This is a genomic window from Paracnuella aquatica, assembly GCF_003332885.2.
Classification (GTDB): domain Bacteria; phylum Bacteroidota; class Bacteroidia; order Chitinophagales; family Chitinophagaceae; genus Flavisolibacter; species Flavisolibacter aquaticus.
In genome coordinates, this window is the sequence record NZ_QOWJ01000005.1 from 44396 (window position 1) to 57195 (window position 12800).

Consider the following 12800-nt stretch of genomic DNA (forward strand, 5'->3'; position numbering starts at 1 on the left):
CACTGCATTCCCTTTGCCTATCATGATCAGTTGTTGACTCTGCTAACTACTAACTGTCAACTACCAACTATCAACTGTCATCTGTTATTGTCCCTGCGCCAAGCTATAAGCCCGCTTATCGCCCCACATGTTCAGCAGCTCCAGCGAGCATACTTTAAATTGTTCGGCCAGGCGGCGGTATAGTTCAATGATGTCGGTTTGCGAAACGGCAATATCACCGGTCGATTCAAAGCGGCAGTTAAACTGGTTCACCAGGTTGGTGTAAATAGAGCCCTTAGGCCACACCTGCGTGCCCCTGTTTGAAATGGTAACCAGCTTAAACAGGTCGCCGGTAACGGCAAGCGCTTTTTCCGCCACTTTATTGGGCTGTTCGGTGCTTTCAATAAAAAAGTCAACACCCACAATCTTTTCATCTTCGGCTTCTTTCGACACCAGCATCGGGTTTTTATCGAGGTGGCAAACGGCAGCCGTGGTAGGCGTGTTGTCGATGATGGGTTTGGCACCCACTTCCGGTGTTTTGCCAAAATTGCCAATGATGGCATCGGCAAATTCGGTGGTATTGAGGGCCGGTTTGGAGCGATCGCCAAAGTCGCCGGTGCGGATGCCCTGCTCCAAAGTATAGAGCAATGCGTTTTCGATGGTTGCAGCATTATGGGTAAAACCCAAGTGCCGCAGCATGGCCAGGCCACTGAGCAGCAGAGCCGTGGGGTTGGCGATGTTTTTACCCGCAATGTCCGGCGCTGTCCCGTGCACTGCTTCGAAAATGGAAATGTGGTCGCCAATATTTGCCGAAGGCGCAAAACCCAACCCGCCGACAAGGCCGGCGCAGAGGTCGGAAATAATATCGCCCTGCAGGTTGGTCATTACCACCACGTCAAACTGGTCGGGGCGGATAACCAGCTGCATGGCCAGGTCATCCACAATTTTATCGTCCGATTTCAGATCGGGGTATTCTTTGGCTATTTCGTAAAAAACTTCCAGGAATAGGCCGTCGGTCTGCTTCATGATGTTGGCCTTGTGGCCGCAGGTAATGCGGCGGGCGCCTTTTTGCCGGGCCATTTCAAAAGCATAGCGAATTACCTGCGCCGAACCGGGGCGGGTAATAAAGCGGCGGCTGAGGGCCACGTCGTGGGTAAGCATGTGCTCAATTCCGCCATAGGTATCCTCAATGTTTTCCCGTACAATAGTGAGGTCAATGTTAATTCCGCCCCGGCTGAAGACTGTTTCCACGCCGTGCAGGGTTTGAAACACCCGCTTGTTGGCGTAAGTGTTCCAGGTCTTGCGGGCCGTCACGTTTACGCTTTTCACGCCTTTGCCCTTGGGTGTTTCCATCGGGCCTTTAAACAAAATGCCTGTTTCCTCAATGGTGCGTTGTGCATCGGGTGTCATCCCGTTGGAGTATCCTTTATCGAAGACCCATTTCCCCATTTCTACAAACTGATACTGCAGACCTACCTCATTGGCATCGAAGATACGGAGCACAGCATCCATGATTTCCGGCCCTATTCCATCGCCTTTCGCTACGGCTATTTTCATAATTGGTATAGTTTTTTGCTTAACAAAAATAGGTTGGATGTGGATGTGACCATAAAATGAAAACCCTTTTCTACAAACAACCCCATTAATTTTACCCAAAAGCGTGTGCTATGATATCCAAGATTTCGGAAGGCGTTGAGGTAAGCGTGGAGACTTTTTACCAGCAGGATTATTCCAACCCGCTACTGTCGGAGTATATGTTTGCGTACCGCATCACCATTGAAAACCACAACCGTTTTCCGGTGAAGCTGCACAGCCGCCGCTGGCATATTTTCGACTCCAACGGCGAGTACCGCGAAGTGGAAGGCGAAGGCGTAGTAGGCGTGCAGCCCACCATCAGCAGCAACGAGCATTACCAGTATGTGAGCGGCTGCAACCTGAAATCGGAAATGGGCCGTATGCATGGCAGCTACGTAATGGAAAACCTGGAAACCAAAGAGGTGTTTGAAGTAAAGATTCCGCCTTTTGAAATGGTAACGCCGTTCAAGTATAACTAAAGTTCTGACCCTAAAGGGCTACTGTAGCCTGAATGGGGTTTGATTTATATAACGCTTTTCTGTGCTTTGGGCCACAAGGACCTGACGGTCTTTGTGGCTTTTTTGTGCTTTGCACTTTAGCAGCGTTTTCGATTTGTCATGCTGAGCACAGCGAAGCATCTGAGCATTAGAGCTTAAAGTATTGTTATAGAAAAGGTAGCCTCTTGTTAGTTCTATGGTCATACTGGTGCGGGCTCAGATCAACGCGCTGCGCTCAGGATGACAAGCAAAAAGCGTGATTGGTGGGCAAAGAGCGTTGCAAACAAAGAGTATAATTTCAAGTTTGGTGTAGGCCATTTATTAAAGTCAGGGTTTGTCATGCCGAACTCGTTTCGGCATCTCCTTTTATTAGTAGGGTCTCCTAAAGCTCAAGGAGATGCCGAAACGAGTTCGGCATGACAGCTAATAAGCTTAAACGACTTATTAAAGGTACATCGGTAAATGCCAATTAGTGATACAGAACGTACAAGTGTGCGACGCAACAGCAGCTCGATAGTATTACCGAAGCCGGCTACAAAAAAAGATTCCATCTCTTCAAGAGATGGAATCTTTAAATTATATACTGCGTTTTGCTTATTTCGGTTTGTACTTGGCGCCTTCAAAAATGGTCCTGGGTGCGGTTTCCAGCACTTGCTGCAGGGTAAGTTCGCTGTTTTTTTGTGCAAAAGCTTGCACAATCTGCCACCCAAACCATTGCCCGATATTGCCCGGCGAAACTTCGGGCATGCCGCGGGTGAAAGGCGATTCGCCAATATAGGCCTGCACTACCGGCGGTTCAATGGAATACAGGTTTTCATTTTTAACAATATAACCCCAGGCATTGCCTTCGTTTTGCTCCAGCCAATCCAGCTGTTTTTTGGTGTAACCGGTTTTGAGGGTGTCGTGGGTATCGGGTAAAAAATGATCGAGCAGGTACCACTGTTTTCCTTTTTCAATCATCTGCTCCACCAAGGGTTTGCCGGTGCTCTGATCGGGGTAGACATCATCAACCACGGCTTTCAGCGCATTGACCGGAATATACTCTTTATCGAAGCGGCGCGAAATATAAGTGGGGTACATCTGCTGCACTTCGGGGAGCTGGTAGCCGCCAAAGTTTTTACCGGCAAATTGCTGCAGGCCTACGGCCAGGTACTCGTTGGTAAGCACCATGCCCGGTGCATCCAGCGTGCCCACAAATGTGAGCAGTTTGGGCACCCGGTATTGCGGGTAATAATATTTTACAAAACGCATCCCGTCGGCAATGTCATCCCTGATGTTGTCGAAGTTTTTGTAGGTAGGCGCCAGCGAATCGGCCAGGCTGCTGTAGCTGCCCACAATTTGTTTGATGATGCCAACAGATGCAGGGTCCATGGGGTTGAGCTGTAAAATATCCTGCATGAACGTGGGGAAAAAATGCGGGTACGCATTGCGCAGGTGGGCCAGGCTGCCGGCCACATCGTTGGTGTCAATTTTAAAAAAATCCTGTTCAAACCGCTCCACGGGCATATTTACTTCGATGTTGGATACATCGGGCTTGTTGCTGCCGCCGGAACAGGCATATAAAAAAAGGAGCAAAAAGGGAATCAGATATTTCATGGTATTGCGCAAAACGAATGGGTGTGGTTTTTATTACGGAAATTAGCGGGGCAAACCTACGAAGTTTAACAAGTTGAAGGTTTAAAGTTTATGGTTGTAGATATGGGCACTATTGCTGCAACCTTGTTCAAAGCACTGTTTGACCAAACCTTCAACCTAAGACTTTAAACCTTAAACCTTATCGGAACAAATGAAGATCTTCATTGCGCAGCAGAACTACCACATTGGCAATTTTGAATACAATACCCAAAAGATCATTGCCGCCATCGGCCGTGCAAAAGCACAGGGCGCCGACCTGGTGCTCCTTTCGGAGTTGTGCATTTGCGGGTATCCGCCCCGCGATTTTTTGGAGTTCAATGATTTCATTCGCCAGAGTTATGAAAGCATTGATGCCATAAAAGCGCATACACAAGGTATTGGCGTGCTGGTAGGCGCCCCTGCACACAACCCGCGTAAAGAAGGCAAGGACCTGTTCAATGCAGCTTTTCTTTTATACAACGGCGAAGTGGTGGGCGAAGTGCATAAGACCCTATTGCCCACCTACGATGTGTTTGACGAGAACCGGTACTTTGAACCTGCCTTTAATTGGAACGTATTGGAGTTTAAGGGTAAAAAATTAGCCGTTACCATTTGCGAAGACATCTGGAACCTGGGTGACAACCCGCTGTACCGCCACTCACCGATGGAAGAACTAATTAAGCAGTCGCCGGATGTGATGCTCAACCTGTCCGCATCGCCATACAACTATGCGCAGGATGTGGTGCGCCGCAGCATTGTGGAGGCAACGGTGGCCCGTTACAATTTGCCCATGTTGTATTGCAATACGGTTGGCTCGCAAACCGAAATTGTATTCGATGGCGGCAGCTTGGTGTATGATGTGAATGGGCAACTGGTGCAGGAGCTGGCTTATTTTGCCGAAGATGAAACGATGGTAGACCTGGATGCACTGACAGTAAAAAAAGAAACGCCTGCAGTAGATCATAAATATTATTATGCAGCTGGTGAAGTTGGTAAAGAATTGCCTACACTGGAGTACCTCACCAACGAAAAAAATATTTCGGAAATATATGCTGCGTTGGTACTGGGCATCCGCGACTATTTTCAAAAGATGGGTTTCACCAAAGCTACGCTGGGTGCCAGTGGCGGTATTGACAGCGCGGTGGTGCAGGCATTGGCTGTAGAGGCATTGGGTAAAGAAGCGGTGCATGTGTTGCTGATGCCATCGGAGTTTTCTTCGGGGCACTCGGTATCGGATGCGGAGCGCCTGAGCCAAACGCTGGGCAACCGCTACGATATTGTACCCATCAGAGCGGTGTACGAACAGTTTATACAAACGTTGGAGCCGCTGTTTAAAGGCCTTCCCTTTAGCCTTGCCGAAGAAAACATACAGGCCCGCAGCCGCGGCAACCTGCTGATGGCGGTGGCCAATAAATTTGGATATATACTGCTCAACACTTCCAACAAAAGCGAACTGGCAGTAGGTTATGGCACGCTGTATGGCGATATGGCCGGCGGCCTTTCGGTGTTGGGCGACTTGTATAAAACGCAGGTGTATGCATTGGCCCGGTACATCAACCGCAACGAGGAAATTATTCCGGAACATATTTTAACAAAGGCTCCCTCTGCCGAACTGCGGCCGGGGCAAAAGGACAGCGACAGCCTGCCGGAGTATGATGTGTTGGATCAGATTTTATATCAATACATCGAGCTGCGCCAGGGGCCTAGAGAGATTATTGCACAAGGCTTTGATGAAGCCCTTGTGGCACGCACACTGCGCCTGGTAAATATGAATGAATACAAGCGTGCACAATTCTGTCCCATTATCCGCGTTAGCAGCAAGGCATTTGGTGTAGGCCGCAGGCTGCCGATTGTTGCGAAGTATTTAGGTTAAGGAATCAAGAACAGACGGACAGAGGAACAAGGAACAGAAGAAGTCTTTAAAGAATATCGAACAAGGAACAAGGAATGTAGAATGATTAAGGGAAACACAAATAATCAGTAATTATGAATTAATAATTATTGATTATTGAAGTGAAACTAAACCTCTGGAAAATCATTCATTCAAATCCTTTCCAATCATACAAATCACTGGTTCATTATTTGCTAAAACAAGATTCAATATATGCTTAGAACTGCCGACGATATTCGTCAGCTCAACGACCGCATCAGCTATGCAGCCCGCTTTTTGGATACACTTCGTGCCGAAGTGGGTAAGGTCATTGTGGGTCAGTCGTACATGCTCGATCGCCTGCTGATTGGTCTTTTATCGAACGGGCACGTGTTGTTGGAAGGGGTGCCGGGTTTGGCCAAAACACTCACCATCCGGTCGCTGTCCGAAGCGGTGCAGGCCAAGTTCAGCCGCATCCAGTTTACTCCCGACCTATTACCCGCCGATGTGATCGGTACCATGATTTATAACCAGCAGCGCCACGAGTTTGTAGTGCGCCGCGGGCCCATCTTTGCCAACTTTGTGCTGGCCGATGAAATCAACCGGGCGCCGGCGAAAGTGCAGAGCGCCCTGCTCGAAGCAATGCAGGAGCGGCAGGTAACGCTGGGCGATACCACGCACAAACTGGACGAACCTTTCCTGGTATTGGCTACGCAAAACCCGCTGGAACAGGAAGGCACCTATCCATTGCCCGAAGCACAGGTGGACCGCTTCATTATGAAAGTGGTGGTGGGCTATCCCACCAGAGCCGAAGAGCAACTCATCATCCGGCAAAATGTGCAGGGCTTGCGTCCGCCCACCATTAACCCGGTGGTGTCGATGCAGGAGTTGATAACTGCGCGTAACCTTACCCGTGAGATCTACATGGATGAAAAAGTGGAGCAGTACATTTTAGATATTGTATTTGCCACCCGCAACCCGGCCGAGTTCAAGTTGGATAAACTGAAAGGCGTGATCTCTTACGGCTCATCGCCGCGTGGCTCCATTAACCTGGCCATTGCTGCAAAAGCAGTTGCATTTATCAATCGCCGCGGCTATGTGATTCCCGAGGATGTACGTACCATTTGCGCCGATGTGTTGCGTCACCGCATTGGCCTTACCTACGAAGCCGAGGCGGAGAACATCAATGCCGAAAATGTGATCGAGCAGATTTTGGCGAAGGTAAATGTGCCGTAAGGAAGGAGTAGTTGATAGTGGATAGTTGGTAGTTGATAGTAGGAATAGCGCATGAAAAGAATTAGGTTAATGTAAAAAACAAATGCGCAGCTATCAAAACCTGGATGCATGGAAGGCTTCGATGTTATTGGTAAAAGAAGTTTATTATATAACTAAGGGTTTTCCTAAAGAAGAAACATATGGCCTTACATCTCAAGTGAAACGGGCATTAGTTTCAATACCTGCAAACATTGCAGAAGGGGTGGTCAGGCATCATAAGAAGGACACTATACAGTTTTTGCATATTGCACGTGGTTCTGTGTATGAATTAGAAACATTGCTGAAAATTGCTGTTATGGTAGGAATTATTGATGAAAGCGTGTTTGAAAAGTTACTCCCCAAGCTTGATGATGTTTTTCGTTTATTAAACGGACTGATCAACTACATGGAGCGAACGGCTACCATCTAAAACACCATCAACTACCAACTATCATCTATCAACTCCTCTCATGCTCACTACTTCTGAAATACTCCGCAAAGTCCGCGACCTGGAAATAAAAAGCAAGCACCTGGCTTCGGATCTTTTTTCCGGCGAGTACCACAGTGCGTTTAAGGGCAAGGGCATGTCGTTTCGCGAAGTGCGGGAGTATTATCCTGGCGATGACGTAAGGTTTATTGACTGGAACGTGTCAGCACGATTCAACCATCCGTATTCCAAAGTATTTGAAGAAGAGCGGGAGCTGACCGTGATGCTGCTGATCGACATCAGCGCATCGTCCTTGTTTGGAACGGTGGGTGCCACAAAGAAAAATTTAGCCACGGAAATTGCCGCGGTGCTTTCATTTGCTGCAGTCAACAACGGCGATAAAGTAGGTGCCATTTTATACAGCAACAAAATCGAAAAATACATTCCTGCAAAAAAAGGCAAGCAGCATGCGCTGTACATCATTCGCGAACTGCTGGGCACCGATGCGGCCGGCAAAGGCACCGAAATGAAAGCCGCCTTGCGCTATTTCAACAACACCAGCAGGCAAAAAAGCATTGCCTTTATCCTGAGTGATTTTTTGGATAGCGGTTACGAAGATGCGCTGCGCATTGCCGGCAGCCGCCACGACCTGATTGGGCTGAAAATTTACGACCGATTGGAGCAGCAACTGCCCGACCTGGGCCTAGTGCAGATTGAAGACCTGGAAACAGGTAAGCGCCATTGGATTGATACCGGCAACCGCAGGGTACGGCAGGCACAGGAAGGGGAATTTTTTCGCGTTACTGCAGCCGCTACCGCGGCATTCAAAAAAGCCGGGTCGGATTTATTACACCTGCGCACCGACGAAGATTATATCAAAGTCCTGCGTCATTTTTTCATGAGCCGTAACCGATGAAATATTTTCGTTTATACATACTCGTTGGATGGCTGGCCATTGCCGCAGCGGCGCAGGCGCAGGAAGTAAAACTGTCCGCCACCGCCAGCCAGCAACGCATCCTCATCGGCGAACAATTGCAGCTTACCCTGCAGGCAACGCTGCCGGCCAACCGCACCGTCGATTGGTTTCAGCTCGATACATTCCCGCATTTTGAAATACTCTACCGCTCCGCTATCGATACGCAACGAACGGCCAACAACATTACCCTGGTGCAAAACATCCGCATCACCAGTTGGGATTCGGGGCGCTGGAGCATCCCGGCGTTGTCTTTAAAAAGGTCCAATCGTACAAAGCCTATTATGATTGGTGTGGGCTATTCGCCCATGGCCCCCGACCAGAAATACAACGAGGTAAAAGATGTGCTGGATGTGCAGCAGGGCAGCCGCACCACCTGGTATTGGTACCTGATTGGCGCTGGTTTGCTGCTGTTGCTGGTGTTCCTGCTTTTTCCCGGAAGGAAGAAAAAGCAAGCCGATGGCAAGCCTGCCGGCGAAACAGCTTACCGCGATGCACTGAAAAACCTCGATGCATTAGAAAAGCGTGTATCATCGGCCGACAGCAAAATATTTTACACCGACCTCATCCAGGTGTTTCGCAGTTACCTGGCGCTCCGGAAAGGGTTTTATTCGCTGTCAAAAACAACGGCCGACATCAGCACACAGTTGCCCCATTGGGGCTTTGGCGGCGAACGTGCCGCACAAATTTCCGATACGCTGCAACTAAGCGATGGTGTGAAGTTTGCCCGCTTTGAAGCATCGGCCGACGACCGCAAGGCATCGTTGAAAGCAGTGCGGGAAAGCATTGTATTTATGGAAAAAAGCGCCGCTGCAGCAGGCGCAGCACGGACGGAGGCAACAAAGCCGGCCGGCCACACAACAACATCATGATTTACGAGTGGTTTCAAAAAATAGAATTTGCCAACATTTGGGTGTTGCCTTTTTTAGGCGCCCTGCCGGTTATTGCCTGGCTGCGCCACCGTATGCGGCGTGGGTTACAGGCCACCATGCCGGTAAGCGCTGCGCAAATGTTTACCGTTAAAGGCGGCAAAACTTCAATGGCCGGTTTGCCTTTTTGGCTGCTGCTCCTGTCGTTGGGTTTTGTGATACTTTCCATTGCCCGCCCGCAGGTACGCAACGTTACCAGCCGGGCCCGTGGCGAGGGCATCGACATTGTGCTGTGCATGGATGTGAGCGGCTCCATGCTCTCTGCCGACTTTTATCCCAACCGCCTCGAGGTGGCCAAGGAAATGGCCATTTCGTTTGTAGAAAACCGCCCGGTAGACCAGATCGGCCTGGTGATTTTTTCCGGTGAAAGTTTTACGCTGTATCCTGTCTCATCCGACCATACTTCGCTTATTGAACAGATCCGGGGCTTGCGCAGCGGCATGTTGCGTTATGGCACATTGATCGGCGAGGGGCTGGCCACGGCAGTGGACCGGTTATCGCAAAGCAAATCGAAAAGCCAGGTGGTGGTTTTGCTTACCGATGGTAAAGAACAGCCACCGGAGGACCGCATCATCGATCCGCTGACGGCACTCAACATTGCCCGGGCCGAAGGCGTGAAAGTGTATACCATCGGCATGATGGCCCGCGAAGGCGCCACCGTGGCCGAAAGGGGTGTGGGGAATGCCGCTGTTTCCACCGGCGGGCTTGACGAGGCTTTGCTGCGGCGTATTGCGGTGCAAACCGGCGGCGAATATTTCAGGGCAGTGGATAAAGAAAGCCTGCAAGAGGTTTATGCCCGCATCGACAAGCTCGAGAAATCAGAAGTAGAAGTGCGAACCCGCACCCGGTTCGAGGAGCAATTTCGCTGGCCCCTGGGCGCCGCCCTGCTGCTCTTGTTTTTAGCCATACTTTTGCGCTACACCTTTCTTAGAACATTTCCCTGATGGCAAAAGGCTTAGTGTATAAATCAACCGGTAGCTGGTATGTGCTCCAGGACGAAGCAGGCAGGTTTTGGAATGCCCGCATGAAAGGAGCCTTTAAGCTCGATGGCATTACCTCTACCAACCCGCTTGCCGTGGGCGACGAAGTGGATTTTGCACTGGAAAACGAAGGCGAAAGTTCGGTGATGATCACCCGCATCCACGACCGCCGCAATTACATCAACCGGCAGTCGCCGCGGCACAAACACCAGCACCATATTGTTGCGGCCAATGTCGACCAGTCGCTGCTGCTGGCTACCCTTCGCGATCCGCGAACGTCCACCGGTTTTATCGACCGCTTTCTGGTGGCCAGCGAAATGTATCATGTGCCGGCGCTGGTTGTTTTTAATAAAATTGACCTCTACCGCGAAAAAGACCTGGCTTACCTCGAAGTAGTGAAGGCCGTGTATGAAGATGTTGGTTACACAGTGGTGGCCATCAGCCTGAAAACCGGTGCCGGTGTAGAAGAAGTAAATGCTTTGCTGCAGGGAAAAACGACGCTTATTTCCGGGCACAGCGGCGTGGGCAAATCTTCTTTCATCAATGCAGTAGTGCCCAATAGCACCATCAAAACCCGCGATGTGAGCGGCTGGAGCGGCAAAGGCCAGCACACCACCACCTTTGCGGAGATGTACGACCTGCCCGGTGGCGGCCGCATCATCGATACGCCGGGCATGCGGGAGTTTGGATTGGTGGAGGTGACAAGGGAAGAACTTTCAGGCTATTTTCCGGAAATGCGCCAGCGTCTGAACGATTGCCAGTTCAACAACTGCCTGCACATCAACGAGCCGGGCTGCGCCATTAAGCAAGCCGTAATTGATGGTGAAATTGACGAAGACCGTTATGTGAGTTATTACAACATCCTGGAATCGTTGCCGGAGCAGAAGTGGAAAGGGTAGGGAATGTCGAACAGAGGAACAAGGAACAGATGAATTTCGAAGTCGAGGGAGAACATCGAACAATGAACAAGGAATGATGAACCGCAGATCGGAATGATGAATTAGAAATGATGAGTTATGAATTAGTGCAGTGGCTTGTGCAATGACGGATTCATTCATCCAAAAGACGGAAACTTTGGTAAAATAAAAATGTGGGCATAGCCCACACCTGTTGGTAGCAATAAATCAAATAATGAAATCATTTTGGGCGTAGCCCAAACCTATGCTTCAAATCATTTTGCAAATAAATATTTCCTGTTTACAGGGTTGATCTATGATCAACGGGAGCATTGGAAACGATGGTAATTGGATTGCTATCAACGGGTTTGGGCTACGCCCAAAAAGATCACGCTGAAATATTTCGCCGCACGGCAACCGAATAATTAATAATCCATAATCAATAATTCCTCATTCACCTTCTTCATTCGTCTGTTCCTTGTTCGTCTGTTCGACATTCACTTCCCTTTTCCTTCCAGGTCCAGGCCAATGAGCTTGCCTTCCAGCACCGATGCCAGTTCTTCCACTGCTTTATTTTCCTGGCGTTTGGCCTGCTGTTCGCGGGTGGGAAACAACATGATGCCATTGTAGATGCTGTACTGTAAAGTGAGCCGGTATTTACCCAAAGAAAAGTTCCAGTTGATGGCATCAAAATCATCTTCCTTATCGGTAAATGCTACCTGGAAAGAGTCGGTGAGGAGATCGGCAATCTGGTAAAAGCGGTGGAGCCCGCCCTGGGCGTCAATTACGGCTTCGGTGCGGCCCAAATCGGTTCTAAGGGTAAGGCTCATGGTGCAGGTGTTTAAATGTAAAGACAACGCAACAAGCGTTATAGTTGCACCATGCAATCGTTATGCCTTGAACTTTTTTACTTTTTTAGGCGGTTCGCTCAGCAGCTTTTCGGCGCCTACGTTGGTGCCGTTGGAGGGGCATCCGTATTTTGATTTAAATACGCTGCAGGATGACAGCACAAAGGCGGCAAAAGCGCCTAAAAGAAGATGCTTCAGTTTCATGAATGACGGAATTTGTTTAAAGAACGGAACTTTTTTCCGAAAAATTGCGCCGCAGCCCTGTTGGCTGGTCATTAGCATAAAATGAACGGCAGTGGGTGATCTATTTGCCCGCTTCATTGGCCTCCGAAAACCAGCCCGCATATTTAATGTAATTGTTGGCAATGCGGTTGATTTCGCCTTCCACTTTTTCGGGTTCGATGGTTTTTACTTTTTTGGCGGGCACGCCAGCATAGATCGAGCCGGCTTCGCAAACCGTGCCTTCCAGCACCACGGCGCCTGCTGCAATAATGGTGTTGGAATGCACCACCGCTCCATCCATCACAATGGCGCCCATGCCAATAAGCACATTGTCGTGCACGGTGCAGCCGTGCACAATGGCGTTGTGTCCAATGGAAACATTATTGCCCAGCACTGTTTGCGACCGGATATAGGTGCAATGGATCACTGCGCCGTCCTGCACATTTACCTTATTGCCCATCCGAATGCTGTTTACATCGCCCCGCACCACGGCGTTGAACCAGACGCTGCACTGATCGCCCATTACTACATCGCCTACAATGGTGGCGTTGGGTGCTACAAAACATGCCTCGCCCCACTGCGGGCTTTTTCCTTCAACGGGTAATATAAGTGCCATGGCGTAAAGGTAAGGAAGCGCACCGGCCACCATCAATCGCAAATTGCAAATCGTAATTCGTCAATTGTGAATCGTGTGCCGGCTTACGGCCAATGACCGACGGACCGCCAGCCCTCCCTA

At 49.7% G+C, this 12800-nt stretch carries 13 protein-coding genes; 8 read left to right on the forward strand and 5 right to left on the reverse strand.

Going from position 1 to position 12800, the window contains the following annotated elements; all coding sequences use genetic code 11:
• Positions 1 to 84: 84 nt before the first annotated feature.
• Positions 85 to 1536, reverse strand: a complete 1452-nt coding sequence (locus DRJ53_RS09210) for an NADP-dependent isocitrate dehydrogenase (protein WP_114235339.1) — start codon at positions 1534 to 1536, stop codon at positions 85 to 87.
• A 110-nt stretch (positions 1537 to 1646) separates the two neighbouring features.
• Here DRJ53_RS09210 and apaG point away from each other — a divergent pair, with 110 nt between their 5' ends.
• Positions 1647 to 2033 carry a Co2+/Mg2+ efflux protein ApaG gene (gene apaG / locus DRJ53_RS09215; RefSeq protein ID WP_114235340.1) on the forward strand — a complete coding sequence of 129 codons (387 nt, stop codon included), beginning with the start codon at positions 1647 to 1649 and terminating at the stop codon, positions 2031 to 2033.
• A gap of 612 nt (positions 2034 to 2645) precedes the next feature.
• Here apaG and gldB read toward each other — a convergent pair.
• Positions 2646 to 3647: a gliding motility lipoprotein GldB gene (gldB, locus tag DRJ53_RS09220; RefSeq protein WP_114235341.1), complete on the reverse strand. Its 1002-nt coding sequence runs from the start codon at positions 3645 to 3647 to the stop codon at positions 2646 to 2648.
• A 190-nt stretch (positions 3648 to 3837) separates the two neighbouring features.
• On the opposite strand from gldB, the gene DRJ53_RS09225 reads away from it, so the two are divergent.
• The 7 genes from DRJ53_RS09225 to rsgA all read left to right on the forward strand — a co-directional run bounded on the left by DRJ53_RS09225 (position 3838) and on the right by rsgA (position 10997).
• Entirely contained in the window at positions 3838 to 5538 is a 1701-nt protein-coding gene (locus DRJ53_RS09225; protein WP_114235342.1) for an NAD+ synthase, read from the forward strand.
• A gap of 231 nt (positions 5539 to 5769) precedes the next feature.
• On the forward strand, positions 5770 to 6771 hold the full coding sequence (locus DRJ53_RS09230) for an AAA family ATPase (protein WP_114235343.1): 1002 nt from the start codon (positions 5770 to 5772) through the stop codon (positions 6769 to 6771).
• An 82-nt stretch (positions 6772 to 6853) separates the two neighbouring features.
• Positions 6854 to 7219 (forward strand): four helix bundle protein, encoded by a 366-nt coding sequence (locus DRJ53_RS09235; protein ID WP_114235344.1) that lies wholly within the window; start codon positions 6854 to 6856, stop codon positions 7217 to 7219.
• A gap of 40 nt (positions 7220 to 7259) precedes the next feature.
• A complete protein-coding gene (locus DRJ53_RS09240; RefSeq protein WP_114235345.1) occupies positions 7260 to 8132 on the forward strand; it encodes a DUF58 domain-containing protein in 873 nt (290 codons plus the stop codon).
• On the forward strand, positions 8129 to 9061 hold the full coding sequence (locus tag DRJ53_RS09245; RefSeq protein WP_114235346.1) for a BatD family protein: 933 nt from the start codon (positions 8129 to 8131) through the stop codon (positions 9059 to 9061). The genes DRJ53_RS09240 and DRJ53_RS09245 overlap by 4 nt, the downstream gene beginning before the upstream one ends.
• Entirely contained in the window at positions 9058 to 10062 is a 1005-nt protein-coding gene (locus DRJ53_RS09250; protein WP_114235347.1) for a VWA domain-containing protein, read from the forward strand. Before DRJ53_RS09245 ends, DRJ53_RS09250 begins: the two co-directional genes overlap by 4 nt.
• The gene (rsgA, locus tag DRJ53_RS09255; protein WP_114235348.1) at positions 10062 to 10997 is read left to right on the forward strand and encodes a ribosome small subunit-dependent GTPase A; all 936 of its coding nucleotides are present in this window, start codon (positions 10062 to 10064) and stop codon (positions 10995 to 10997) included. The genes DRJ53_RS09250 and rsgA overlap by 1 nt, the downstream gene beginning before the upstream one ends.
• A gap of 494 nt (positions 10998 to 11491) precedes the next feature.
• Here rsgA and DRJ53_RS09260 read toward each other — a convergent pair whose 3' ends face one another.
• From DRJ53_RS09260 to DRJ53_RS09270, 3 genes are all read right to left on the reverse strand, one after another.
• A complete protein-coding gene (locus tag DRJ53_RS09260) occupies positions 11492 to 11824 on the reverse strand; it encodes a hypothetical protein (RefSeq protein ID WP_114235349.1) in 333 nt (110 codons plus the stop codon).
• Positions 11825 to 11884: 60 nt separating this feature from the next.
• On the reverse strand, positions 11885 to 12046 hold the full coding sequence (locus tag DRJ53_RS21290) for a hypothetical protein (protein WP_155523206.1): 162 nt from the start codon (positions 12044 to 12046) through the stop codon (positions 11885 to 11887).
• A gap of 100 nt (positions 12047 to 12146) precedes the next feature.
• Positions 12147 to 12680: a gamma carbonic anhydrase family protein gene (locus tag DRJ53_RS09270; RefSeq protein WP_114235516.1), complete on the reverse strand. Its 534-nt coding sequence runs from the start codon at positions 12678 to 12680 to the stop codon at positions 12147 to 12149.
• Between the last annotated feature and the right edge of the window lie 120 nt (positions 12681 to 12800).

Bases quoted from the DNA above. Each gene is read 5' to 3' on its own strand.
- DRJ53_RS09245 (WP_114235346.1), top strand. From the start codon at position 8,129: ATGAAATATTTTCGTTTATACATACTCGTTGGATGGCTGGCCATTGCC.
- DRJ53_RS21290 (WP_155523206.1), bottom strand. From the start codon at position 12,046: ATGAAACTGAAGCATCTTCTTTTAGGCGCTTTTGCCGCCTTTGTGCTG.
- DRJ53_RS09210 (WP_114235339.1), bottom strand. From the start codon at position 1,536: ATGAAAATAGCCGTAGCGAAAGGCGATGGAATAGGGCCGGAAATCATG.
- rsgA (WP_114235348.1), top strand. From the start codon at position 10,062: ATGGCAAAAGGCTTAGTGTATAAATCAACCGGTAGCTGGTATGTGCTC.
- DRJ53_RS09260 (WP_114235349.1), bottom strand. From the start codon at position 11,824: ATGAGCCTTACCCTTAGAACCGATTTGGGCCGCACCGAAGCCGTAATT.
- apaG (WP_114235340.1), top strand. From the start codon at position 1,647: ATGATATCCAAGATTTCGGAAGGCGTTGAGGTAAGCGTGGAGACTTTT.
- DRJ53_RS09250 (WP_114235347.1), top strand. From the start codon at position 9,058: ATGATTTACGAGTGGTTTCAAAAAATAGAATTTGCCAACATTTGGGTG.
- DRJ53_RS09225 (WP_114235342.1), top strand. From the start codon at position 3,838: ATGAAGATCTTCATTGCGCAGCAGAACTACCACATTGGCAATTTTGAA.
- DRJ53_RS09235 (WP_114235344.1), top strand. From the start codon at position 6,854: ATGCGCAGCTATCAAAACCTGGATGCATGGAAGGCTTCGATGTTATTG.
- gldB (WP_114235341.1), bottom strand. From the start codon at position 3,647: ATGAAATATCTGATTCCCTTTTTGCTCCTTTTTTTATATGCCTGTTCC.
- DRJ53_RS09270 (WP_114235516.1), bottom strand. From the start codon at position 12,680: ATGGCACTTATATTACCCGTTGAAGGAAAAAGCCCGCAGTGGGGCGAG.
- DRJ53_RS09240 (WP_114235345.1), top strand. From the start codon at position 7,260: ATGCTCACTACTTCTGAAATACTCCGCAAAGTCCGCGACCTGGAAATA.
- DRJ53_RS09230 (WP_114235343.1), top strand. From the start codon at position 5,770: ATGCTTAGAACTGCCGACGATATTCGTCAGCTCAACGACCGCATCAGC.